Here is a 25,658-nt window from a genome sequence, read left to right on the forward strand (position 1 = left end):
GCGGACACCGACTTGATCGCTACCCCCTCACGCTCGCTGAGCATCATCGGCGCCGGCCTGGCCGGCTCCCTGCTCGCCATCCTGCTGTCGCGCCAAGGCTGGCGCATCACCCTCTACGAGCGCCGCGGCGACCCGCGCATCAGCGACTACGAGTCCGGCCGTTCGATCAACCTGGCGCTGGCCGAGCGCGGACGCAATGCGCTGCGCCAGGCGGGCGTGGAAGACGCGGTCATGGCCAAGGCCGTGATGATGCGCGGCCGGATGGTGCATCCCCGCCAGGGCGAGCCGCAGTTGCAGCGCTACGGCCGCGACGACAGCGAGGTGATCTGGTCGATCCACCGCAAGGACCTCAACACCACGCTGCTGCAGCTGGCCGAGGACGCCGGCGCGCAGGTGCACTTCCACCGCCGCCTGCACACCGTGGATTTCGATGCCGGCTACGCCCGCTTCATCGACGACCGCGACGACCAGCCGCATGACATCCGCTTCGACACCCTGATCGGCGCCGACGGTGCCGGCTCGGCGCTGCGTGCGGCGATGAACCGCAAGCAGCCGCTGGACGAGCGCATCGAGTTCCTGGACCACTCCTACAAGGAGCTGGAGATCCCGCCGACCGCCGACGGCGGCTTCCGCATCGAGGCCAACGCCCTGCACATCTGGCCGCGCGGGCATTACATGTGCATCGCCCTGCCCAACGACGAAGGCACCTTCACCGTCACCCTGTTCCTGCCCAACACGGGCGAGCCCAGCTTTGCCACCACCACCACGGGCGCCGAAGCCGAGGCGCTGTTCGCGCGTGACTTCCCCGATGCGCTGGCGCTGATCCCCAACCTGCGCCGCGACTGGGAAGAACATCCGCCGGGCCTGCTCGGCACGCTGCACCTAACCCACTGGCACCTGCAGGGCCGCGCCGTGCTGCTCGGCGATGCCGCGCATGCGATGGTGCCGTTCCACGGCCAGGGCATGAACTGCGCGTTCGAGGACTGCGTGGCGCTGGCCGGCCACCTGCTGGCGCAGGATTCGCTGGCCGCGGCCTTCGCCGCGTTCGAGGCCGACCGCAAGCCGAATGCCGAGGCGATCCAGCAGATGGCGCTGGAGAACTACCTGGAGATGCGCGACCGCGTGGCCGATCCGGCGTTCCTGCTGCAGCGCGAGCTCGAACAGGCGCTGCAGGCACGCTGGCCGACCCGCTTCGTGCCGCACTACACCATGGTGACCTTCCTGCACACACCGTATGCGGTGGCGCTGGCGCGCACCGACCTGCAGCGGCGCATCCTGGAGGACGCCACCGCCGGGCATGACAGCCTGGACCACATCGACTGGCCGGCGCTGGAGCGGATCGTGCACGCGCAGTTGCCGGCGCTGGAGGGCGCACACTGATGGCAGACAGCTTCCTGTTCTACGACCTGGAGACCTTCGGCCAGGACCCTCGGCGCACCCGCATCGCGCAGTTCGCCGCGATCCGTACCGATGCCGAGCTGAACATCATCGAGGCGCCGGTCAGCTTCTACGTCAAGCCGGCCGACGACCTGCTGCCCTCGCCGGTGGCCACGCTGATCACCGGCATTACCCCGCAGCACGCGCTCGCCACCGGCGTCAGCGAGGCCGACGCGTTTTCGCGCATCAACGACCTGATGGCGCGACCGGGCACCTGCTCGCTGGGCTACAACACGCTGCGCTTCGACGATGAGTTCGTGCGCCACGGGTTGTTCCGCAACTTCTACGATCCCTACGAGCGCGAGTGGCGCAACGGCAATTCGCGCTGGGACCTGCTGGACATGATGCGCCTGCTGCACGCGCTGCGCCCCGAGGGCGTGGTGTGGCCGCAGCGCGAAGATGGCGCCACCTCGTTCAAACTCGAGCACCTGGCCGCCGCCAACGACGTGCGCCAGGGCGATGCCCATGAAGCGCTGTCGGACGTGTACGCCACCATCGGCATGGCACGCCTGTTCAAGCAGGCGCAGCCGCGGCTGTGGGACTACGCCCTGAAGCTGCGCGACAAGCGCTTCGTGGCCAGCCTGCTCGACGTGGAGGCGATGCAGCCGGTCCTGCACATCTCGATGCGCTATCCGGCCCAGCGCCTGTGCGCCGCCCCGGTGCTGCCGCTGGCACGCCATCCGTACATCAGCAACCGGGTCATCGTGTTCGACCTGGACGGCGACGTCGACGCGCTGCTGGCATTGCCCGCCGAGACCATCGCCGCACGCCTGTACACCCGCGCCGCCGACCTGGCCGAGGGCGAACAGCGCGTGCCGCTCAAGGAAGTGCACGTCAACAAGGTGCCTGCGCTGGTCGCCTGGAACCACCTGCGTGCCGCCGACCATGCGCGCCTTGGCCTGGACGTGGCCGCCATCGAAGCCAAGGCCGCGCGCCTGCGCGAGCTGGGACCGGCATTGGCCGAGAAGGCCCGCCAGGTGTTCGGCGGCGAACGTGCGCTGCCCCCAAGCGACGTGGATGCCTCGCTGTACGACGGCTTCCTGGCCGACGGCGACAAGGCGTTGATGGCCCGCATCCGCACCAGTCCACCGGCCGAACTGGCCAGCTTCGCCGAGCGCCTGCGCGATCCGCGCATGCCCGAGCTGCTGTTCCGCTACCGCGCACGCAATCACCTGGACACCCTGGACGCGACCGAGCACTCACGCTGGAACGACTATCGTCGCCAGCGCCTGCTCGGCGACACCGCGCTGGGCGAGCAGAACCTGCCGCAGTTCCGCCAACAACTGGATGCACTGGCCACCGAGCACGCCGCCGACCCGGCCCGGCTCGCCCTGCTGCAACAGTTGCGCGACTGGGGCACCCACCTGGAGCAGAGCCTGTGAGCAGCTATTTCACCCCCAAGAGCTTCACGTTCCTGCGTGGGCTGGCCCGCAACAACGACAAGACCTGGTTCAACGAGCACAAACCGCAGTACGAGGAGCACGTGCGCCAGCCGTTCCTGCGCCTGATCGCCGACCTGCAGCCCGACCTGGCCGCAGTCAGCCAGCATTTCCGCGCCGACCCGCGCGGCGTGGGTGGCTCGCTGTTCCGCATCTACCGCGACGCGCGCTTCTCCAACGACAAATCGCCCTACAAGAGCTGGCAGGGCGCGCGCCTGTTCCATGAGCGCCGCAGGCAGGTACCCGCGCCGTCGTTCTACATCCACCTGCAGCCAGGCGAAAGCTTCGTCGGTGCCGGCCTGTGGCATCCCGAGCCGGCCACGCAGCGCAAGGTGCGGCATTTCATCGTCGACAACCCGGGCAGCTGGAAGGCCGCCGCGCACTCGCCGGTGCTGCGGAAGAAGTTCGACTTCGAGGAAAGCGAAAAGCTGGTGCGTGCCCCGCGCGGCTTCGAGCCGGACTTCGAGTTCATCGACGACCTCAAACACCGCAACTGGGTGTTCTGGCGCGCGCTGGACGACGCCACCATGACCGGCCCGCGCCTGCGCCAGACCATCGCCGCCGACCTGGTCACGCTGGGGCCGTTCGTGGACTACCTGTGCGCCGCGCTGGACCTGGAGTTCTGAGCCGCATGCCGACGCCGTCTCCCGTGGCGCTGCGCCCGCTCGGCCGCAGCGGCCTGCAGGTATCGCAGGTCGCGCTGGGCTGCTCGGGCTTCTGGGGCCATCGCCGTTTCGCCGAAGACCAGGCCGAGCGCATCGTGCGCTACGCGCTGGAGCGCGGCGTCAACCTGTTCGACACCGGCCACAATTACGCCGCCTTCAATGCCGAGCCGCGGCTGGGGCGCATCCTCCAGCGCGCGTTCGCCGCGCACCCGCGCGATGGGCTGGTGATCTCCAGCAAGGCCGGCACCCTCACCGGGCAGGCCGGGGTAAGCGGTGCCGAACACCGCGATTTTTCCCCGGAGGCCATCGAGCGCAGCTGCGCCGCCTCGCTGCGCAACCTGCACTGCGACCACCTGGACATCTTCCAGCTGCACGGCATCGGCGTGCCACAGATCACCGACGAGTTGCTCTCGGCACTGGCGCGCATGCGCCGCAACGGCATGTTCCGCCTGCTCGGCATCAATACCCACACGGCCGGCACCATGCAGTTCATGGCCGCCCACCCCGGGATGTTCGATGTCGCGCTGATCGACTACAACGCCCTGCAGCAGGACCGCGAACCGCTGATCGCGGCCATGCACGCGGCGGGCATCGGCGTCCTGGCCGGCACCGTGCTGGCCCAGGGCCACCTGCTGCCCGCACGGCCGCGGGTGCCGCGCCTGGCCGACGCGTGGTACCTCGCCCGCGCGTGGTTGAAGCCGTCCAGCCGCGAGCTGATGCGCAGTGCGCGCACGATGCAGCGCGCGGTCGCCACGGTGCGGTCGCAGACGCCCGCGCAGACCGCGTTCGCCTACGTGCTGCAGAACCCGGCGATCGCCAGCGGCGTGCTCGGCACCACCCGCATCGGCAACCTGGCGCAGGTCCTGGACACGCGGGTGGACGCACTGCAAGCGGACGAGCGCGCGCGCCTGGTGGCCGCCTTCCAGTCAGGGCGATCGCCAAGCCAGTAAGCCTTCACATTTCCCGACACCCGCTGCGGCAAGCTCAACCCGATGCCCTGCAGATGCGTGATGTGATGAAAAAGCTTCCCTGGTTGCTGCTGGCCCTGCTGCTGCTGTTGGCAGGCGTGTTTTTCAGTGGCCCCTACCTCACCGTGCACGGCCTGTCGCAGGCCATCGAAACCCGCGACACCGCCAAGCTCGACCGCTACGTGGACTTCCCGATGCTGCGGGCCAACCTGCGCGCGCAGCTCAACGACTACGTGGTCCGCCGCGCGGGCGCTGACGTGCAGTCCAACGTCGTCGGCGCGCTGCTGCTGTCGGCCAGCGAGACGCTCACCGGCACCGCGGTGGACGCAATGGTCACCCCGACCGGGATCGGCGCGCTGCTGGAAGGCCACACCCTGTGGAAACGCGCCCGCAACGACCTGGAAAGCAGCGACGCGTACGCGGCACCACGCAAGGCACGGCCGCTGCAGGGTGCCACGCATCGGTTCGAGTCGTTGTCGCGCTTCACCGCCACCACCCACACCCCGGATGGCACCCCCGTGGTCTTCGTGCTGCAGCGCTCCGGCCTGCGCTGGAAGCTGGTCGACATCCGCCTGCCGCTGGTCAGCGCGCCGGATGTGCCGTCGGGCCTGCCGCTCCGGTAAGCGCGGCCGCGGCCCGCCGCGGCGATAGGTCAGCCGTCGTTCGCAACGCCATGCGGTACGTGGCCGGCGGCCACGCGCTGGTGCTGGCGGGCGCTGTCGATGTTGTGCTGCGAATCGTCGAAGAAGATGTCGGCCCCGAACGCTTCCAGGAACGGCCCCTTGTGCCGCCCGCCCAGGAACAGCGCTTCATCCAGGCGCACGCCCCACTCGCGCAGCGTGCGGATCACCCGCTCGTGCGCCGGCGCCGAACGCGCGGTGACCAGCGCGGTGCGGATCGGGGCATCCTCGCCCGAGGGGAACACGGCCTGCAGGGTGTGCAGGGCGGAGAGGAAGTTGCGGAACGGGCCGCCGCTGAGCGGCTCGCGCGCGTTCTCGCGCTCGTGCCGGCCAAACGCTTCCACGCCCTGCTCGCGCGAGATGCGCTCGCTCTCATCGCCGAAGATCACCGCATCGCCATCGAAGGCGATCCGCAGCTGGCCCAACGGCCGGCCCAGGTCGACCTGCTCGGCCGCGGCGATGGTCTCGCCCGGCGGCTTGGGCAGGATGGTAGCCGCCGCGATGCCATGCAGCAGCGCGCGGCGCACCGATTCCGGGTTGGCCGACAGGAACAGGTCGGTACCGAACGGCTTCACGTAGGGCCAGGTCGGCTCGCCGGCAGTGAACGTGGCGCGGATGATGCCCAGGCCGTAGTGCTGGATGGAATTGAAGATGCGCAGGCCGGTGTCGGCCGAGTTGCGCGAAAGCAGGATCACTTCCACGCGCGGCGACTCCGGCGACTGGCCCTGGTTGAGCGCCAACAGCTTGCGCACCACCGGGAACGCCACGCCGGGGCGCAGTACGTCGTCCTCGTGCTTGCGCTGGTACTCGGCGTAGGCGTCCACGCCTTCGGCCTCGAACAGCGCGTGGCCTTCTTCCAGGTCGAACAGCGCGCGCGAGGTCACCGCGACGGTCAGCAGACGGGGGGTGTTGTCGCCCATGGCACTCAGCAATCCAATGCGGCCGCAGCGGCCGGCCAGCCATTGTCCCACAGTGCGCGGCCGTCACGCCCGGGTGGGCTCAGAACATGAACTGTTCGCTGAGGATGCGGTCTTCCAGGTTGTGCTCCTGGTCGAACAGCAGCGTCACCCGGCGCTCGCGCGACTCGCGGATGGTCACTTCCACCACGTCGCGGGTTTCGTGCGAGTCGGCGGTCACGCTGACCGGGCGCTTGTAGGGGTCCAGCACGCGGAAGCGCACTTCGGTGTCGGCCTTGAGGATCGCCCCACGCCAGCGACGCGGGCGGTACGGGGCCAGCGGGGTGAGCGCGATGGTGTGCGAGCCCAGCGGCAGGATCGGGCCGTGCGCGGAATAGTTGTAGGCGGTGCTGCCGGCCGGGGTGGCCACCAGCACGCCATCGCCGATCAGCTCGGCCACCCGCTCCTGGCCATTGAGGTCCACGCCGATGTGCGCGGCCTGGCGGGTCTGGCGCAGCAGCGACACATCGTTGTACGCCAGCGACCCGGTGGTGGTGCCCGATTCGGTCAGCGCCAGCATCTCCAGCGGGCGCAGATTGGCCGGCTCGGCCGCCGCCAGGCGTGCCGGCAGGTCGTCATCACGGAACTGGTTCATCAGGAAACCCACCGTGCCCAGCTTCATCCCGAACACCGGCTTGCCCAGCGCCGCGTAGCGATGCAGGGTCTGCAGCATGAAGCCATCGCCGCCGAGCGGGCACAGCACATCGGCCTGCTCGGGCGCGCACGTGCCATGCCGGGCCAGCATGACGGCCAGGGCCTGCTGCGCGGCCTCGGTGTTGCTGGCCAGGAAGGCGATACGGGGGGTGTCGCTCATCGGTGGATCCGGGTGGGGTATGCCAGCAAGAGCATACCCGGTCGTGCCGGCCGCTGGCCGGGTCCGCGCATCCGCCGTCGGGTCGATGCGATTGCCGGGCAGCGGCGAGCACCACGACCGGAAACGAAAACGGCCCCGCGATTGCGGGGCCGTTTCCTTTTCATGCCACCGGGCAGCGCCCGGCGCTATCGCTTACGCGCCATGGGCCGCCAATTGGCCCAGACGCTGGACGGCAACCGACACCGTCGGGTAGTCCAAGGTCTTTTGCTCCGCCAGTTCGGCCAGCATCGACAGCGTGAAGCGCAGGCTGCTGTCGTCACGACCGATCCACGCGGCCACCTTGGCTTCGGCACTGCCGCCCTTCATCGACAGCACCTGGGCAGCCAGGTTGCGGTGATGGGCGGCCAGTTCGTCGCGCAGCACGCCACGGGCCACGGCGTGCCAGCGGCCATTGACCTCCAGCGCGTCGATCTGCTCGAACAACCACGGCAGCTGCAGGGCGTCGCCCAGGCGGAAGTGGATCTTGGACACATCCACCGGCTTGAGCTTGCGGGTACGCGCCAGTTCGATGATGTCGAACGCCGGTTCCAGGAACTGCAGCTCGGACAACTGCTGCGCCAGTGCAGGCGGCAGGCCCTTTTCCTTCCACTCGGCCACGCTGGCCTCGTAGGCCGGGCGCTGGGAATCGGGCAGCACGCCGGAGGCGACACGGATGTCGTTGAAGGCCGCCTGGTAGCGGTTGACCGCCTCGGTGATGCCCGGCATCGCACCCGGGCGCGACAGCAGCCAGCGCACGAACGAACGCTGCAGCTTCCAGATCACTTCCAGCGCGTCGATCTGCACCGACTCCGGCAGCGTGCCGTCGAGGGCGTCGATCTGTGCCCACAGGGCGCGCGCGTCCAGCGTTTCACGGCTGATCGTGTAGGCCTTGGCGACCTCGGCGATGCTGCGGCCGGTGTCTTCCTGCATGCGCATCAGGAAGGTGGCACCCATCCGGTTGATGGTCTGGTTGGTCACGGCCGTGGCGATGATTTCGCGCTTCAGGCGGTGACGCTCCATCGCATCGGCGTACTTCTTCTGCAGCGGCGTGGGGAAGTAGCGCTGCAGTTCCTTGGACAGGTACGGGTCTTCGGGGATGTCCGAATCCAGCAGCTGGGCGAACGCGACCAGCTTGGAATAGGACAGCAGCACCGACAGCTCCGGCCGGGTCAGGCCCTGGCCACGCGCCTTGCGCGCGGACAGCTCGGCGTCGGAGGGCAGGAACTCGATCTGGCGATCGAGCAGGCCCTGCTGCTCCAGCGTACGGATGAAGTGCTGCTTGGAGCCCAGGCGCTTGACCGCCATCCGCTCCATCAGGCTCAGGGCCTGGTTCTGGCGGTAGTTGTCGTTGAGCACCAGCGCGGCCACTTCGTCGGTCATCGACGCCAGCAGCTTGTTGCGCTGTTCGACGGTCAACTTCTTGGCCCGGACCACGTCATTGAGCAGGATCTTGATGTTGACTTCGTGGTCGGAGGTATCCACGCCGGCCGAGTTGTCGATGAAGTCGGTGTTGAGCAGCACGCCGGCCTGGGCGGCCTCGATGCGGCCGAGCTGGGTCATGCCCAGGTTGCCGCCCTCGCCCACGACCTTGCAGCGCAGCTCGCCACCGTTGACGCGCAGCGCGTTGTTGGCGCGGTCGCCCACATCGCTGTGCTGCTCGGTCGAGGCCTTGACGTAGGTGCCGATGCCGCCATTCCACAGCAGGTCCACCGGCGCCTTGAGGATGGCGCTCATCAGGTCGTTCGGCGACAGCGCCTTGACGTTGTCGTCCAGGCCCAACGCCTCGCGCACCTGCGGGGTGATCTCGATCGACTTCAGCGAGCGCGGGTAGATGCCACCGCCCTTGCTGATCAGCTTGGCATCGTAGTCGGCCCAGCTGGAGCGCGGCACGGTGAACAGGCGCTCGCGCTCGACGAACGTGCTGGCCGCATCCGGGTTCGGGTCCAGGAAGATGTGGCGGTGGTCGAACGCGGCCACCAGGCGGATGTGGCGCGACAGCAGCATGCCGTTGCCGAACACGTCGCCGGACATGTCGCCCACGCCCACCGTGGTGAAGTCCTGGCTCTGGCTGTCACGGCCCAGGGCACGGAAGTGGCGCTTGACCGACTCCCACGCACCGCGCGCGGTGATGCCCATGCCCTTGTGGTCGTAACCGACCGAACCACCGGAGGCGAACGCATCGCCCATCCAGAAGCCGTGCGCGATGGCCAGGCCGTTGGCGATGTCGGAGAAGGTCGCGGTGCCCTTGTCGGCGGCCACCACCAGGTACGGGTCGTCCATGTCGTGGCGGACCACGTCCACCGGCGGCACGATCTTGTTGTTGACGATGTTGTCGGTGATGTCCAGCAGGCCCTGGATGAACAGCTTGTAGCAGGCCACGCCGTTGGCGAACACCGCATCACGGTCGCCGTTCACCGGCGGAGTCTTGGCGAAGAAGCCGCCCTTCGCGCCGACCGGCACGATGACCGTGTTCTTGACCATCTGCGCCTTGACCAGGCCCAGCACCTCGGTGCGGAAGTCTTCGCGACGGTCCGACCAGCGCAGGCCGCCACGGGCCACGGCACCGAAACGCAGGTGGGTACCTTCCACGCGCGGGCCGTACACGAAGATTTCGCGGTACGGGCGCGGCTTGGGCAGGTCCGGCACCAGCGCCGAATCGAACTTGAAACTGATGACATGGCCCGGACGGCCATCGGCATCGGTCTGGTAGTAGCTGGTACGCAGGGTCGCATCGATCACGCCCATGAAGCTGCGCAGGATGCGGTCCTCGTCCAGGCTGGAGACGCGGTCCATCAGCTTGACCAGCGCGTCACGCGCGGCATCCATCTGCGCGGCACGGTCGCCCTTGCGCGCATCGACCACGGTCTTGAGCACCTTCAGGGTGGCCTCGTCGCCGCCGGCGAGCACGGTCAGGTGCGCACGCAGCTGGGCCTGGCCCTCGGCGATGGCCTCCTTGCTTTCATGCCCGGTGGCCGGGTCGAAGCGGGCTTCGAACAGCTCCACCAGCAGGCGCGCCAGCAGCGGGTAGCGGGTGAAGGTGCCTTCCACGTAGGCCTGCGAGAACGGCACGCCGGTCTGCAGCAGGTACTTGCAGTAGCCACGCAGCATGGCGACCTGGCGCCAATGCAGGCCGGCAGCCAGCACGAGGCGGTTGAAGCCGTCGTTCTCGGCATCGCCGTGCCACACGCGGGCGAAGGTTTCGCCGAAGGCGGCATCCACGCTCGGCGCGTCGATGGCACCGGCCACCGATTCGACCTCGAAGTCCTGCACGTAGACCGGGGCGTTGTCGACCGTCAGGCGGTACGGACGCTCGGCGATCACGCGCAGGCCCATGTTTTCCATCATCGGCAGCGCGTCCGACAGCGGGATGTCGTCCAGCTGGCGATACAGCTTCAGGCGCAGGCCGTCACCGCCGTCGCGCTGCACGGCCTGCAGGCTCAGGCGCAGGTCGTCCGGACCGGTCAGCGCGTCGAGCTGGCTGACGTCGTTGGCCGCGATCTCGGTGCTGGAGTCTTCGATGTAGCCGGCCGGCAATGCCTTGCCGATACGCGCGGCAATGCGCAGGCCTTCGCTTTCGCCGTGGCGGGCCACCAGCGCTTCACGCAGGTCGTCCTGCCAGTTGCGCAGCACCTGGGCCAGCTTCTGTTCCAGCACGCTGGTGTCCACTTCCAGGGTCTGGCCAGCCTTCGGGCGCACGATCAGGTGCACCTGGGCCAGCGGCGATTCGCCGAGCACCACCGAGCTGTCCACGTATTCGCCCTGCAGGGCGTCCTTGAGCATGGCTTCGATGCGCAGGCGCACATCGGTGTTGAAGCGTTCGCGCGGCAGGTAGACCAGCGCGGAGATGAAGCGGCTGTACTTGTCGCGGCGCAGGAACAGCCGGCTACGCACGCGCTCCTGCAGGCCCAGCACGCCCATCGCGGTGCGGAACAGCTCGTCCTCGCTGGACTGGAACAGCTCTTCGCGCGGCAGGGTTTCCAGGATGTGGCGCAGGGCCTTGCCGCTGTGGCTGCTCGGCGCCAGGCCGGACTGGGTCATCACGTATTCGTGGCGCTGGCGCACCAGCGGGATCTCCCACGGGCGGCGGTTGTAGGCGCTGGAGGTGAACAGGCCGAGGAAGCGCTGCTCGCCGATGATCTTGCCCTTGGCGTCGAATTCCAGCACGCCGATGTAGTCCATGTAGCCGGCGCGGTGCACGCGCGAACGGGCATTGGTCTTGGTCAGGATCAGCGCGTCCTTCAACCCGGTGGTGGCGTTGAGGCCCTGCGCGGCCAGGGTCTTGACCGGACGGGCGGCGGACTTGTCCTTGCCGCGCATCAGGCCCAGGCCGGTTTCGTTGAGCGGTGCCAGCACCTCTTCCTTGCCCTGCTTCTCCACGCGGTATTCGCGGTAGCCGAAGAAGGTGAAGTGGTTGTCGGCGGCCCAGCGCAGGAATTCCTGCGCTTCGGCGCGCGAAGCGGCATCGATCGGGAGCTGGCGGCTGCCGAGGTCCTCGGCCAGGCTCTGCGCCTTGGCACGCATCGCGTCCCAGTCGTGGACGATGGCACGCACCTCGTCCAGCGCCTTGACGATCGCCTGCTCGACGTCGGCCATGGCATCGGCCGGCTGGCGGTCGATTTCCAGCAGCATCACCGACTCGGCGTTGCCCTCGCTGACGCCGCTGAGCTTGCCGGCCTTGTCGCGCGCGAAGCGGATCACCGGGTGGCCCAGCACGTGCACGCCGATGCCATGCTCGGCCAGCGACATGGTGACCGTGTCGACCAGGAACGGCATGTCGTCATTGACGATCTGCAGCACCGTGTGCGGCGATTCCCACCCGTTGGCCTTCAGGCTCGGGTTGAACACGCGGACATTGGCCTTGCCCGGCTTGCGGACACGCGCGAATTCCAGCGTGTCCGCCGCCAGCGCAGCCCACTCCTCGGCGGTGTGGTGGGGGAACTCGTCCGCCTCCATGCGCTTGTAGAAGTCGGCGGCGAAAGCCACTGCCTCGGCCTGCCCGGCCGCCGGGTAGCGCTTGCGCAAGGCCGTGTACACCGGCTCCAGCGAGAAGCCCACTGGCGAAACAGTCTGCGTATCGGCTGGTTTGGATTTGTTTTTCACGGTCTTGGCTGCTGGTTTTTGCGGTTTCATGGCAGAGCGGTGCGTGTTGCTCAGTTGGGAAAATGAAATTGTAGGCCTACCGCACAAAAATACCTTGCTGCAGGACGGAATAAGGCAAATCGGGTTGGGTGGCGTTTACGTCGCGATGGTCAATCCGCACGAGTACGGACGCTCGCGTAGGAGATCCACGCACGCAAGCATCGGCCACTTCCGTGGCAACTTGACGATGGGTATCAAATCCGCGGCAAACACAAGGCTTCTCCAATTCTGAACTGGACGGTATAGTCCATCGCGTGAATCCCCCCCACCCCGCCGCCAGCACCCTGGATGCGCGCGATCAGCGCGTGTTCGATGCCGTGCGCGATCTGTTCTCCACCCAGGGCATGCAGATCAGCATGGATGCGGTGGCCCAGCAGGCCGGCTGCTCCAAGCAGACCCTCTACAGCCGCTACGGCAGCAAGCAGGAACTGCTGCGCCGGGTCATGCAGCGGCATGTCAGCCGGGCCACGGCCGGCCTGCACAGCCTGGACCAGGGCGACCTGCGCGGCAGCCTGCTGCAGTTCGCCACCGACTACCTGGAGCACTGCAACCAGCCGCACGTGGCCCAGGCCCGGCGACTGATCGCCGCCGACTCCCCGCATTTCCCGCAGGAAGCCCGCGCCCTGTACCGCGACGGGGCGGGCGCGCTCGTTCTTCACGTCGCTGAATGGCTCCAGGCGCGCACCGCGCTGGGCCAGTTGGGGCATGACGACCCGCACTTCATGGCCGAACTGCTATTGAGCATGATCGCCGGCTTGGATTTCGAGAAACAGCGCTTCCACACCCCCCACCGCGCTGACGCCACCGTGCGCCGCCGCTGGGCCGAATTCTCCGTTGACAGCTTCCTGCGCGCGTTCGCCGTGCCGGAGACCGCCGCGGCATCGCATTCAAACCAACACCGGAGTTTTTCCTGATGATCGCCCCACTCCGCAGCCTTGCCCTGACCTGCGCAGTTGCTGTCGCACTGACCGCTTGCAAGAAGCCAGAGCAGCAGACGCCCCCGCCGCCGGAAGTGGGCGTGATCGATGCCAAGCCGCAGACCCTGCCGTTGCAGCGTGAGCTGGTCGGCCGCCTGTCGCCCTACCGCAGCGCCGACGTCCGCGCCCGCGTGCCCGGGGTGCTGCTCAAGCGCGTCTACCAGGAAGGCGCCGACGTCAAGCAGGGCCAGGTTCTGTTCCTGATCGACCCGGCCCCGCTGCGTGCCTCCTTGAACGCGTCGCAGGCCGAGCTGGCGTCCGCGCAGGCCACCTACGCCAACGCCAAGGCCGCCGCCAACCGCGCCCGTTCGCTGGCGCCGCAGAAGTACGTCTCCAAGTCCGACCTGGACGCCGCAGAAGCCACCGAGCGCACCGCTGCGGCGGCCGTGCAGCAGGCCCAGGCGGCGCTGACCAGCGCGAAGATCAACCTCGGCTATGCCGAAGTGACCTCGCCGATCAGCGGCCGCGCCGGCAAGCAGCAGGTCACCGAAGGCGCGCTGGTCGGCCAGGGCGATGTCACCCTGCTGACCACCGTGGACCAGCTGGACCCGCTGTACGTCAACTTCTCCATGAGCGTGGACGAGCTGACCCAGATGCGCGCCGCGCAGGCCAAGGGCCAGCTGGCGCTGAGCGGGGACGGCAAGTCCACCGTGCAGGTCAAGCTGGCCGACGGCACCCTCTACGACCAGCCGGGCACGCTGGACTTCTCCTCGACCACCGTCGACCCCACCACCGGCGCGGTCTCGCTGCGCGCGGTACTGCCCAACCCGCAGCAGATCCTGCTGCCGGGTGCCTTCGTCAGCTTCCAGGCCACCCTCGGCGAGCGCAACAACGCGTTCCTGGTGCCGTTGCAGGCGCTCCAGCGCGATACCACCGGCGGCTACGTGCTGGTGGTCGGCAAGGACGGCAAGGTGGCGCGCAAGAACGTCAAGAGCGAGGGCCAGCAGGGCGGCAACTGGCTGGTCAGTGGCGGTCTTGATGCGGGCGACAAGGTGATCGTGGCAGGCGTGCAGAAGGTCAAGGAAGGGGCGCCGGCCACGGCCAAGCCGTGGGATCCGGCCAGCGCCGCAGCCAACGGCCAGGCCCCGGCCGCGGGCGGGGCCGCACCGGCCGCCGCCAAGCCGGACGCCGCTGCAAAACCCGCCGACGCGACTGCCGACAAGGCCGACGCGGCCCCGGCTGCCGAATCGAACAAGCAATAACGGGAACCCTCCGTCATGCCTAAATTTTTCATTGAACACCCGGTATTCGCCTGGGTGGTCGCGATCCTGATCTCGCTGTCCGGCGTGATCTCGATCCTCGGGCTGGGCGTCGAGTCCTACCCCAGCATCGCACCGCCCCAGGTGACGGTGAGCGCCACCTACCCCGGCGCCAGCGCCGACACCGCCGAAAAGTCGGTCACCCAGGTGATCGAGCAGCAGCTGACCGGTATCGATCACCTGCTGTATTTCAGCTCGTCCTCCGCGTCCAACGGCCGCGTCACCATCACCCTCACCTTCGAGACCGGCACCGACGCGGACATCGCCCAGGTGCAGGTGCAGAACAAGGTGTCGCTGGCCACGCCGCGCCTGCCGACCGAAGTCACCCAGCAGGGCGTGGTGGTGGCCAAGGCCAACGCCGGCTTCCTGATGGTGGTGGCATTGCAGTCGGACACCGCGTCGATCGACCGTGACGCGCTGAACGACATCGTCGGCTCGCGCGTGCTCGACCAGATCTCGCGCATCCCCGGCGTCGGCAGCACCCAGCAGTTCGGCTCCGAGTACGCCATGAACATCTGGCTCAACCCGGAAAAGATGCAGGGCTACGGCCTGTCGGCCAGCCAGGTGCTGGCCGCGATCAAGGACCAGAACGTGCAGTTCGCGGCCGGTTCGCTGGGTGCCGATCCGTCGCCGGAGGGGCATTACTTCACCGCCACGGTGTCGGCCGAAGGCCGCTTCAGCTCGCCGCAGGAGTTCGAGAACATCATCCTGCGCGCCAACGCGGATGGTTCGCGGGTGATGCTCAAGGACATCGCACGCATCGCCTTCGGTGCCAACAACTACGGCTTTGACACCCAGTACAACGGCAAGCCGACCGGTGCCTTCGCGATCCAGCTGCTGCCAGGCGCCAACGCCCTGAACGTGGCCAACGCGGTCACCGCCAAGATGGACGAACTGGCCCCGAGCTTCCCGGCCGGTGTCAGCTGGTTCTCGCCGTACGACAGCACCACCTTCGTGAAGATCTCCATCGAGGAAGTGGTCAAGACGCTGATCGAAGCAGTGGCACTGGTGTTCCTGGTGATGCTGATCTTCCTGCAGAACTTCCGCGCCACCCTGATCCCGACCCTGGTCATCCCGGTGGCCCTGCTCGGTACCTTCCTGGGCATGAGCGTCATCGGCTTCACCATCAACCAGCTCACCCTGTTTGCGATGGTGCTGGCGATCGGCATCGTGGTCGATGACGCCATCGTGGTGATCGAGAACGTCGAGCGGATCATGACCGAGGAGAAGCTGCCGCCCAAGGCCGCTACCCAGAAGGCCATGACCCAGATCACCGGCGCGGTGGTGGCCATCACTGTGGTGCTGGCGGCAGTGTTCATCCCGTCCGCGCTGCAGGGCGGTGCCGCCGGCGAGATCTACAAGCAGTTCGCGCTGACCATCGCCATCGCGATGGGCTTCTCCGCGTTCCTGGCGCTGGGCTTCACCCCCGCACTGTGCGCGACGTTCCTCAAGCCGACCCACACCGACAAGCCCAACGTCGTCTACCGCACCTTCAACAAGTACTACGACAAGATCAGTGGCACCTACGTGGGCCACATCACCTCGGCGGTGCGCCATGCGCCGCGCTGGATGATCCTGTTCGTGGTGCTCACCGTGCTGTGCGGTTTCCTGTTCACCCGCATGCCGGGCAGCTTCCTGCCCGAGGAAGACCAGGGCTACGCCCTGGCGATCGTGCAGCTGCCGCCGGGCTCGACCAAGGCCCAGACCAACCAGGCCTTCGCGCAGATGCGGGGCGTGCTCAAGGACCAGGAAGGGTTCGAGGGCATGCTGCAGGTGGCCGGTTTCAGCTTCGTCGGCTCGGGCGAAAACGTGGGCATGGGCTTCATCCGCCTCAAGCCCTGGGCGGATCGCAAGGTCACCGTGCCCGAGTTCATCCAGAAGATGAACGGTGCCTTCTATGGCATCAAGGAAGCGCAGATCTTCGTGGTCAACCTGCCCACCGTGCAGGGCCTGGGCCAGTTCGGCGGCTTCGACATGTGGCTGCAGGACCGTGGCGGCGCCGGCTATGAACAGCTGACGCAGGCGCGCAACATCCTGCTCGGCAAGGCGGCGCAGGAGAGCGACCTGCTCACCGGCGTGCGCCCCAACGGGCTGGAAAACGCACCGCAGCTGCAGTTGCACGTGGACCGCGTGCAGGCCCAGACCATGGGCCTGTCGGTGTCGGACGTGTACAGCACCATCCAGCTGATGCTGGCCCCGGTGTACGTCAACGACTTCTTCTACGAAGGCCGCATCAAGCGGGTGACGATGCAGGCCGATGGCCCGTACCGCACCGGTGCCGAATCGCTCAACAGCTTCTATACGCCCAGCAGCCTGCAGACCAACGCGGACGGCACCCCGGCGATGATCCCGTTGAGCACCGTGGTGAAGTCCGACTGGGTGTCCGCACCGCCGTCGCTGAGCCGCTACAACGGTTACTCGGCGGTCAACATCGTCGGTTCGCAGGCACCGGGGCGCAGCTCGGGTGAGGCGATGCAGGCGATGGAGCGGATCGTCAGCGACGACCTGCCGGCCGGCTTCGGCTACGACTGGTCCGGCATGTCCTACCAGGAAATCCTGGCCGGCAACGCCGCCACGCTGCTGCTGGTGCTGTCCATCGTGGTGGTGTTCCTGTGCCTGGCCGCGCTGTATGAAAGCTGGTCGATCCCGGTGGCGGTGCTGCTGGTGGTGCCGCTGGGCGTGCTCGGTGCACTGGCGTTCTCGCTGGCGCGCGGCCTGCCCAACGATCTGTACTTCAAGATCGGCCTGATCACGGTGATCGGCCTGGCGGCCAAGAACGCCATCCTGATCGTGGAGTTCGCGGTGGAGCAGCGTGCGGCGGGCAAGACCCTGCGCGAGGCCACCATCGAGGCCTCCCGCCTGCGCTTCCGCCCGATCCTGATGACCTCCTTCGCGTTCATCCTGGGCGTGGTGCCGATGGCCATCTCCACCGGCGCCGGCGCCAATGCCCGTCACGCCATCGGTACCGGCGTGATCGGCGGCATGGTGTTCGCCACCTTCCTGGGCCTGCTGATGATCCCGGTGTTCTTCATCGTGGTCCGCCGCATGCTGGGCGACAAGCTGGACGAACCGTCCAAGGAGTTCCTGGAACGCCAGGGCGAAGCCAACACGGCGCACCGTCCGGATCGTTGATCCGGGCAGTACGCTGCTGAAACGAAAAGCCCCGGCTCGCGCCGGGGCTTTTTTTTGGGTCTTCACCCGTATGCGGGGCAAGCACGAAGTGCGCGCTCAATCCTTTGCGCGCGGCGGTATCAGAAAAGCCTTGCTTCGGCCTGCTTACCGCAAGCCGAGCCCCTTAGCGGCCGGCAGGCTCCTGGGCAGAATATAGGAGGACGCCACCAAGCCGGAGGACACTACGCCAAGGGCCTACCGGCCGCCAAGGGGCCCTCACGCGCGCGACAGGCCCAAGCGGAGGCACAGCCCGATCCACACACGCCGCCGACCCTACCTCCGGCGCCCGAGCGCGATCCTGACGCGCGCAACCAACCCCCACGCGCACGCCTTGCGGGGGTGGGGTCGGTTCCCAGACGACCGCCGATAGCGCTCGTCGGCGCTGTAACGCATGACCCCGAACAACACAGCGCCCACGGTGATCCGGCGACGCGTCAGCGAAGCAGCGCCACCACTACGCACGCGACGACGATGGCCAGCGATGGCCACTGCATCGGCAGGAAAAAGAAATGGTGGCGGGCATGCTCGCCAGCCGCGCGCGGGCCGCGATTGAGCACCAGACCCAGCAGCACATTGAGTGCCGCACCACTGCCGAATCCAAGCAGAAGCTGGGTCAGCGAGGTATTGCCTTTGGCAACGGCTGGATCGGGCCACAGCCACATCAGCAGCAGCAAGGTGGCGATGGGCGTGAGCAGGGTCAGAAATCCTGCGCCTCGATAGATGAGCATGAGGTTTCCTGGGGCGTTGTGTTGAGTTGCGGCCGGGCATCGTACAGCGCTGGAGATGCCCGTGGCGATCCGCGTGGCGCCTCGGTACGCGGCGCGGCGCGCGCGCAAACAATGTCGCAATCAACACGCACCGCATTTTCTGTATGCCGCAACACAACTTCGTGTGAGCAGCCACGCTACAAAGAGCTTCCCATCCATAGCCGATGATCGATTCACTGCACAACGAGGGAGAACAGGCATGGCACGTTCTGGGTTCAACCCACACTGGCCCGCAGCCCTGCTGGTTCCTTGGCTGGCGGTGGTGTCCCCCGCGCATGCGGGCGGTGTTGTCGTGTGCGACAACTGCGCCAACCCGAAGCAGGTCGCCGTAGGGTCCGGCGCGGGAACCACGCTCGTGGTCGACTTGCTGCAGGTGAAGATCAGCGGCTATGAGGTCGAGTACGACCGGGAACTGAAGCGCTACCGCGCACTCCCGACCCAGATCCCCGCGCCGGTGAACGAGGCCTTCCTGCGCGTCATGGCCCTTGCCGAATCACACGGCGCGGCAGGTGCTGCGGTCACCCCACAGGCAGGCGGCAACGGCGCGGTCATCCCGGTCCATCCCGACGATCCCGGCGGCGCCAATGGCATTTCGTTTCCGGAGGATTTCAAGGGCCTCACCGCTTACGATGTCGTCCAGTCCGCCACCACGCGATCGCAGCTTGAAACGCGTATTGGCAGCGCGTTCTCCGGCGCTACGACCGGCAGCACCGTGTGGAATTCGCTTTCCACCACACTGTCATCGGTAGGATTGAGCTTTGTCAGCCGCCTGTTTGGTGTCAGCTCCGTCACCTACGCCGTCACTTGGCGGGACGGATCACAGACCCTGCTTAAGCTGGAGCCGGACTCCGTCCACCAAGCGCAGTATGTCAAAGGCAAGAGCCGTGATGCGCAGGGGAATCCCATTCCCGATGCAGCCGCCACTGGCCCGGAAGCACCCGACATCTTCGGCGGCGACTATCACTTCCAGGATCGCCACGCGATCGAAAACTGGCTGCAGGCAGCCAAGCTCTATGGCGTACATGTCGACAATGTGGGTATTGACAGCCTGCAGCTGCGATGCACATGGAATAGCCAGACACTTGCCTGCAGCGGCCGCTGACACGGAGCGGCCAAGCAACGTTCTGGTCAACAGCCTTCAGGGCACGGACGGCGTCCCCACGCGGGAACGCCGTCACATGACTCAGCGCAACCCGGTCTCGTTGCGCGCGATCACCAGCCGCTGGATCTCCGAGGTGCCCTCGTAGATCTCGGTGATCTTGGCATCACGGAAGTAACGCTCCAGCGGCATTTCCTTGGAGTAGCCCATGCCGCCGTGGATCTGCACGGCCTGGTGGGTGATCCACATCGCCGCTTCGGACGCGGTCAGCTTGGCAATCGCCGCTTCGTTGCTGAAGCGCTTGCCCTGCCCCTTCACCCAGGCCGCGCGCAGGGTCAGCAGCAGCGCTGCGTCCAGCTTGCACTTCATGTCGGCGATCTTGGCCTGGGTCATCTGGAAGGTACCGATGGCGGCACCAAAGGCCTTGCGGTCCTTCACGTACTCCAAGGTCGCTTCATACGCCGCGCGGGCAATACCAATCGCCTGCGAGGCGATGCCGATGCGGCCGGCGTCGAGCACGCCCATGGCGATCTTGAAGCCCTCGCCCTCCTTGCCCAGCACGTCGTCGGCGCTGGCCACGTAGTCCTGGAACTCGATCTCGCAGGTGGCCGAGGCGCGGATGCCCAGCTTCGGCTCGGTCTTGCCGCGGTGGAAGCCGGCCTTGTCGGTGTCGATCATGAACGCCGTGATGCCGCGCGCGCCCTGGTCCGGGTCGGTCATCGCGAACAGCACGATGTATTTGGCGACCGGGCCGGAGGTGATCCAGCTCTTCTTGCCGTTGATCACGAACGTGCCGTCGGCCTGCTTGACCGCGCGGCAACGCATGGCGGTGGCGTCCGACCCGGACTGCGGCTCGGTCAGCGCGAACGCGCCGATGGCCTCGCCTTCGGCGATGGCGCGCACGTAGGTCTGCTTCTGCGCTTCGGTGCCGTGGGTGAGGATGCCGTTGCAGAACAGCGAGTTGTTGACCGACATGATGGTCGAGTGGGCGGCGTCGCCGGCGGCGACCTCCACCATCGCCAGCACGTAGGCGATCGGGTCCATGCCCGCGCCGCCATACTCGGCCGGCACTTCGATGCCCATCAGCCCGTTCTCGCCCAGCAGGCGGATGTTCTCCAGCGGGAATTCGCCGGTACGGTCATGATGTTCGGCGCTGGGCGCGATCTTTTCCTGCGCGATGCGACGCGCGACGTCCTGCAGCATCAACTGCTCTTCGGTAAAGCTGAAATCCACAACACCCTCCCAGGAACATATGGTGATAGGGCCGCGCAGTGCGCGCCCCGGTGGGGCGATTGTACCGGGGGCGGGTCGATCCCGGCTGACTTGACCCCGCACCGGCCCAGGGACGAAAATATCTCTATATCGCGATAGGTAGATATTTATGGATCTCGAGGATTGGTCAGTCCGGCTGAAAGTATTCGCCGACGCCACCCGTGTGCGCCTGCTGACCCTGCTGGAGCAGGAAGAACTGACCGTGGCCGAGCTGTCGGCCATCACCACGCTGGCCCAGCCACGCGTGTCCACCCACCTGGCCCGGCTCAAGGAAGCCGGCCTGGTGCGCGACCGGCGCGCCGGCGTCTCGGCGTATTACCGCTTCGATGACGCCGCGCTGGACCCGGCGCAGCGTGCATTGTGGCATGCGCTGAGCACCGGCAGCGACGACCCCCTGCTGCGCCAGGATGCTGAACGGGTGGCGGCCGTGCTCGCCAGCCGCGCCGCCGACCAGAACTGGGCCGACAGCGTGGCCGGCGACATGGAGCGGCACTACTCGCCCGGCCGTACCTGGGAAGCGCTGGCGCGCACCGCCCTGCCCCTGCTGGAAACCGGCGACGTGCTCGATATCGCCTCCGGCGATGGCGTGCTGGCCGAACTGGTCGCCCCGCATGCCAAGCGCTACGTCTGCATCGACACCAGCGCACGCGTGGTGGCTGCCGCCAGCGAGCGCCTGCGCCGCCTGGCCAACGTGGAAGTGCGCGAAGGCGACATGCACGCGCTCCCATTCAAGGACCGCAGCTTCGACCTGGTCGTGCTGATGCACGCGCTGACCTATGCGGCCAAGCCGGCCCAGGCCGTGGCCGAGGGTGCGCGCGTGCTGCGCTCCGGTGGCAGGCTGCTGCTGTGCAGCCTGGCACGGCATGAACACAAGGCTGCCGTGGAGGCCTATGGCCACGTCAACCTGGGCTTCTCGGACAAGGAACTGCGCAAGTTCGCCGAGAAGGCCGGGCTGGTCGTCTCCAGCCTGGAAACGGTGACCCGCGAGAAGCGGCCGCCGCATTTCGAAGTCATTTCGCTGATCGCCAGCAAGCCCTGAGGCCCGCCATGTCATCCCTTCCCTGGCTGCATCCCGACCGCGTCCATGCCCTGCAGGACGCGCTTGCCCGGCGCATCCTGATCATCGATGGCGCGATGGGCACCATGATCCAGCGCCATGGGCTGGAGGAGGCCGACTACCGTGGCGAGCGCTTCGTCGCCGGCTACGACAGCGCACACGCGCATGGCCCCGGCTGCGACCACGGCACCCCGCCGGAAGGCCACGACCTCAAGGGCAACAACGACCTGCTGCTGCTCAGCAAGCCGGAGGTGATCGCCGGGATCCACACCGCCTACCTGGAGGCCGGCGCCGACCTGGTGGAAACCAATACCTTCAACGCCACCTCGGTCAGCCAGGCCGACTACCACCTGGAACACCTGGTGTACGAGCTCAACAAGGCCGGTGCCGCGGTCGCGCGCGCCTGCTGCGATGCCGTGGCGGCGACCACGCCGGGCAAGCCGCGCTTCGTGATCGGCGTGCTGGGCCCGACCAGCCGCACCGCCTCGATCAGCCCGGACGTCAACGACCCCGGCTTCCGCAACACCAGCTTCGACGCGCTGCGCGAGACCTACCGCGAAGCCATCGACGGCCTGATCGACGGCGGCGCGGACACGCTCATGGTCGAAACCATCTTCGACACGCTCAACGCCAAGGCGGCCCTGTTCGCCATCGAAGAGGCCTTCGACGCCCGCGGTGCACGCCTGCCGATCATGATCTCCGGCACCATTACAGATGCCTCCGGGCGCACGCTGTCGGGGCAGACCGCCGAGGCCTTCTATGCCTCGGTCGCGCACAGCCGGCCGCTGTCGGTCGGGCTCAACTGCGCGCTCGGCGCCACCGACATGCGCCCGCACGTGGAAACCCTGTCGATCGTGGCCGACTGTCTGGTCAGCGCACACCCCAATGCGGGCCTGCCCAATGCCTTCGGCGAATACGACGAAACCCCCGAGGAAATGGCCGGCACCCTGCGCGAGTTCGCCAGTGCCGGGCTGCTCAACCTGGTCGGCGGCTGCTGCGGCACCACGCCGGCGCATATCCGCGCCATCGCCGACGCGGTGGCCGACCTGCCTCCCCGTGCCCTGCCTGCCGCCGCGCTGGACGATGCCGCGTGAGCGCCGCGTTGTCCGCATGCGTTTGATCCCCCTTCGCCAACCGATGCCCGCCCGCCCATGACGTCTTCCCGCCATACCCGCCTGTCCGGCCTCGAACCGTTGGTGATTACGCCGGACCTGTTGTTCATCAACATCGGCGAGCGCACCAACGTCACCGGCAGCGCGCAGTTCCGCAAGCTGGTCAAGGAAGAGCGCTACGAAGAGGCCGTGGAAGTGGCACGCCAGCAGGTGGCCAACGGCGCGCAGATCCTCGACGTCAACATGGACGAGGGCCTGATCGATTCGGAAAAGGCGATGACCCGCTATCTGAATCTGATCATGTCCGAGCCGGACATCGCGCGCATTCCGGTGATGGTCGATTCCTCCAAGTGGAGCGTGATCGAAGCCGGGCTGAAGTGCCTGCAGGGCAAGAGCGTGGTCAACTCGATCTCGCTCAAGGAAGGCGAGGCGCAGTTCATCGAGCAGGCGCGCAAGGTGCTGCGCTACGGCGCGGCGGCGGTGGTGATGGCCTTTGACGAGGACGGGCAGGCCGATACCTGCGCGCGCAAGGTGGAGATCTGTACCCGCGCCTACCGGATCCTGGTCGACCAGGTCGGGTTCCCGCCGCAGGACATCATCTTCGATCCCAACATCTTCGCCGTGGCCACCGGCATCGAAGAGCACGACAACTACGCCGTCGACTTCATCGAAGCCACCCGCATCATCAAGCGCACCCTGCCGCATTGCCATGTCTCCGGCGGCGTCTCCAACGTGTCGTTCTCCTTCCGCGGCAACGAGACGGTGCGCCAGGCGATCCACGCGGTGTTCCTGTACCACGCGATCGCGGCGGGCATGGACATGGGCATCGTCAACGCCGGTGCGATGCCGATCTACGACGACCTCGATGCGGAACTGCGCGAGCGCGTGGAGGATGTGATCCTCAACCGTCGCCGTGACGGCACCGAGCGCCTGCTGGAGATCGCCGAGCGCTACAAGGGCAAAAAGGGCGAGGTCAAGGGCGAAGACCTGGCGTGGCGCGAGAAGCCGATCGACGCGCGTCTGGCGCACGCCCTGGTGCACGGCCTGGACGCCTGGGTGGAGGCCGATACCGAAGAAGCACGGATCCGCTCCAGCCGCCCGCTGGACGTGATCGAGGGCCCGCTGATGGATGGCATGAACATCGTCGGCGACCTGTTCGGCGCGGGCAAGATGTTCCTGCCGCAGGTGGTCAAGTCCGCGCGCGTCATGAAGAAGGCCGTGGCCTACCTGCTGCCCTACATCGAGGCCGAGAAGGCGCGCAGCGGCGATACCGCCAAGAGCAACGGCAAGATCATCATGGCCACGGTGAAGGGCGACGTGCATGACATCGGCAAGAACATCGTCGGCGTGGTGCTGGCCTGCAACAACTTCGAGGTGATCGACCTCGGCGTGATGGTGCCGGCGCAGAAGATCCTCGACGCGGCGCGCGCCGAGAACGCCGACATCATCGGCTTGTCCGGGCTGATCACCCCGTCGCTGGAGGAAATGAGCCACGTCGCCCGCGAAATGGAGCGCCAGGGCTTCACCCTGCCGCTGATGATCGGCGGCGCCACCACCTCGCGGGCGCACACGGCACTGAAGATCGATCCCCATTACAAGGCACCCACGGTGTGGGTGAAGGATGCCTCGCGCGCGGTGGGCGTGGCCCAGTCGCTGATCTCCCGCGAGCTGCGCGACGCGTTCGTGGCCGCCAACGAGGCCGACTACGCCGACATCCGCCAGCGCCATCGCAACCGCGGCGATGCCAAGCGCCTGGTCCCCCTGGCCAAGGCGCGCGCGCAGCGCTTCCAGGGCGACTGGGCCGCGTACACGCCCCCGGCGCCGCGCAAGCCCGGCCTGCATGTGCTGGACGACTACCCGCTGGCCGACCTGGTCGAGGTCATCGACTGGACCCCGTTCTTCCAGGCCTGGGAGCTGGCCGGCAAGTTCCCGGCCATCCTCACCGACGAGATCGTCGGCCCCCAGGCCAGCGAGCTGTACCGTGATGCACGCGCGATGCTCGACCGCATCGTCGGCGAGAAATGGCTGACCGCCAAGGCGGTGTTCGGGCTGTGGCCGGCCAACAGCGTCGGCGATGACGTGCGCGTACAGCACCCGGATGGGGAGACCACCCTGCACTTCCTGCGCCAGCAGGTGGACAAGCCGGTCGAACGCCCGGACTTCTGCCTGGCCGACTTCATCGCCCCGGCCGACAGCGGCAAGCAGGACTGGATCGGCGCCTTCGCGGTCACCGCCGGCATCGGCATCGATGCGCACGTGGCGCGCTTCGAGGCAGACCACGACGACTACAACGCGATCCTGCTCAAGGCCCTGGCCGACCGCTTCGCCGAAGCGCTCGCCGAGCGCCTGCACCAGCACGTGCGTACCGACTACTGGGGCTACCAGCCGGACGAACAGCTGGACAACGAGGCCCTGATCGCCGAGAAGTACAGCGGCATCCGCCCGGCCCCGGGCTATCCTGCCTGCCCCGAGCACAGCGAAAAGGCCACCTTGTTCCGCCTGCTCGACGCCGAGCGCAACGCCGACATGCACCTGACCGAGAGCTTTGCGATGCTGCCCACCGCAGCGGTGTCCGGCTATTACTTCAGCCACCCGCAGAGCCAGTATTTCGTGGTGGGCCGGGTCACCCGCGAACAGGTCAGCGACTACGCCAAGCGCAAGGGCGTGGACCGCGTGCAGGCCGAACGCTGGCTGGCCTCGAACCTGGATTACGATCCGGAGTGAGTCGCACGCCCACCCGCGGCGGGGTGCTGCGGTCATAATGCATCGGTAGGCCCCCTGCGTTGCGGGGTGCGCGCAACAACCGG

The 25,658-nt window shown here is 67.4% G+C and carries 16 protein-coding genes and 1 pseudogene; 12 read left to right on the forward strand and 5 right to left on the reverse strand.

Going from position 1 to position 25,658, the window contains the following annotated elements; all coding sequences use genetic code 11:
- Positions 1-12: 12 nt before the first annotated feature.
- From AC1DGC_RS01005 to AC1DGC_RS01025, 5 genes are all read left to right on the forward strand, one after another.
- Entirely contained in the window at positions 13-1,380 is a 1,368-nt protein-coding gene (locus AC1DGC_RS01005; RefSeq protein WP_478047033.1) for an FAD-dependent oxidoreductase, read from the forward strand.
- Positions 1,380-2,819, forward strand: coding sequence for an exodeoxyribonuclease I (gene sbcB / locus AC1DGC_RS01010; RefSeq protein ID WP_478047034.1), 1,440 nt, complete (start codon positions 1,380-1,382; stop codon positions 2,817-2,819). Before AC1DGC_RS01005 ends, sbcB begins: the two co-directional genes overlap by 1 nt.
- Positions 2,816-3,502, forward strand: coding sequence for a DUF2461 domain-containing protein (locus AC1DGC_RS01015; protein ID WP_478047035.1), 687 nt, complete (start codon positions 2,816-2,818; stop codon positions 3,500-3,502). Before sbcB ends, AC1DGC_RS01015 begins: the two co-directional genes overlap by 4 nt.
- Before the next feature lie 5 nt (positions 3,503-3,507).
- Complete coding sequence (locus AC1DGC_RS01020) at positions 3,508-4,491, forward strand: aldo/keto reductase (RefSeq protein WP_478047036.1); 984 nt, start codon at positions 3,508-3,510, stop codon at positions 4,489-4,491.
- A gap of 65 nt (positions 4,492-4,556) precedes the next feature.
- On the forward strand, positions 4,557-5,132 hold the full coding sequence (locus AC1DGC_RS01025) for a DUF2939 domain-containing protein (protein WP_478047037.1): 576 nt from the start codon (positions 4,557-4,559) through the stop codon (positions 5,130-5,132).
- 29 nt (positions 5,133-5,161) lie between these two features.
- On the opposite strand, the gene AC1DGC_RS01030 is transcribed toward AC1DGC_RS01025, so the two are convergent.
- The 3 genes and pseudogenes from AC1DGC_RS01030 to AC1DGC_RS01040 all read right to left on the reverse strand — a co-directional run.
- Positions 5,162-6,109, reverse strand: coding sequence for a 5'-nucleotidase (locus AC1DGC_RS01030; protein WP_259203230.1), 948 nt, complete (start codon positions 6,107-6,109; stop codon positions 5,162-5,164).
- A 79-nt stretch (positions 6,110-6,188) separates the two neighbouring features.
- The gene (locus AC1DGC_RS01035) at positions 6,189-6,959 is read right to left on the reverse strand and encodes an NAD kinase (protein WP_478047038.1); all 771 of its coding nucleotides are present in this window, start codon (positions 6,957-6,959) and stop codon (positions 6,189-6,191) included.
- Between the two features lie 192 nt (positions 6,960-7,151).
- Positions 7,152-12,047: pseudogene (locus AC1DGC_RS01040) on the reverse strand (NAD-glutamate dehydrogenase); the annotation flags it as partial.
- 344 nt (positions 12,048-12,391) lie between these two features.
- Between AC1DGC_RS01040 and AC1DGC_RS01045 the strand changes: the two are divergent.
- The 3 genes from AC1DGC_RS01045 to AC1DGC_RS01055 are packed head-to-tail and all read left to right on the forward strand — an operon-like array spanning position 12,392 to position 17,505.
- Positions 12,392-13,051 (forward strand): TetR/AcrR family transcriptional regulator, encoded by a 660-nt coding sequence (locus tag AC1DGC_RS01045; RefSeq protein WP_259203235.1) that lies wholly within the window; start codon positions 12,392-12,394, stop codon positions 13,049-13,051.
- Entirely contained in the window at positions 13,051-14,316 is a 1,266-nt protein-coding gene (locus tag AC1DGC_RS01050; protein WP_259203237.1) for an efflux RND transporter periplasmic adaptor subunit, read from the forward strand. Before AC1DGC_RS01045 ends, AC1DGC_RS01050 begins: the two co-directional genes overlap by 1 nt.
- 15 nt (positions 14,317-14,331) lie before the next feature.
- Positions 14,332-17,505, forward strand: a complete 3,174-nt coding sequence (locus AC1DGC_RS01055; RefSeq protein ID WP_478047039.1) for a multidrug efflux RND transporter permease subunit — start codon at positions 14,332-14,334, stop codon at positions 17,503-17,505.
- 473 nt (positions 17,506-17,978) lie between these two features.
- Here the strand turns inward: AC1DGC_RS01055 and AC1DGC_RS01060 are convergent, their stop codons facing one another.
- Positions 17,979-18,272, reverse strand: coding sequence for a hypothetical protein (locus tag AC1DGC_RS01060; protein WP_478047040.1), 294 nt, complete (start codon positions 18,270-18,272; stop codon positions 17,979-17,981).
- Positions 18,273-18,510: 238 nt separating this feature from the next.
- Between AC1DGC_RS01060 and AC1DGC_RS01065 the strand changes: the two genes are divergently transcribed.
- Entirely contained in the window at positions 18,511-19,413 is a 903-nt protein-coding gene (locus AC1DGC_RS01065; RefSeq protein WP_478047041.1) for a hypothetical protein, read from the forward strand.
- Positions 19,414-19,494: 81 nt separating this feature from the next.
- Here the strand turns inward: AC1DGC_RS01065 and AC1DGC_RS01070 are convergent, their stop codons facing one another.
- Positions 19,495-20,643, reverse strand: coding sequence for an acyl-CoA dehydrogenase family protein (locus AC1DGC_RS01070; RefSeq protein WP_259203242.1), 1,149 nt, complete (start codon positions 20,641-20,643; stop codon positions 19,495-19,497).
- A gap of 148 nt (positions 20,644-20,791) precedes the next feature.
- On the opposite strand from AC1DGC_RS01070, the gene AC1DGC_RS01075 reads away from it, so the two are divergent.
- The 3 genes from AC1DGC_RS01075 to metH are packed head-to-tail and all read left to right on the forward strand — an operon-like array spanning position 20,792 to position 25,575.
- Positions 20,792-21,721 (forward strand): ArsR/SmtB family transcription factor, encoded by a 930-nt coding sequence (locus AC1DGC_RS01075; RefSeq protein WP_070208802.1) that lies wholly within the window; start codon positions 20,792-20,794, stop codon positions 21,719-21,721.
- Between the two features lie 8 nt (positions 21,722-21,729).
- Positions 21,730-22,833: a homocysteine S-methyltransferase family protein gene (locus tag AC1DGC_RS01080; protein WP_449335650.1), complete on the forward strand. Its 1,104-nt coding sequence runs from the start codon at positions 21,730-21,732 to the stop codon at positions 22,831-22,833.
- Positions 22,834-22,890: 57 nt separating this feature from the next.
- Positions 22,891-25,575, forward strand: coding sequence for a methionine synthase (metH, locus tag AC1DGC_RS01085; RefSeq protein WP_259203247.1), 2,685 nt, complete (start codon positions 22,891-22,893; stop codon positions 25,573-25,575).
- Positions 25,576-25,658 lie beyond the last annotated feature (83 nt).

The sequence above is a fragment of the Stenotrophomonas sp. 05N37 genome (genome assembly GCF_056397365.1).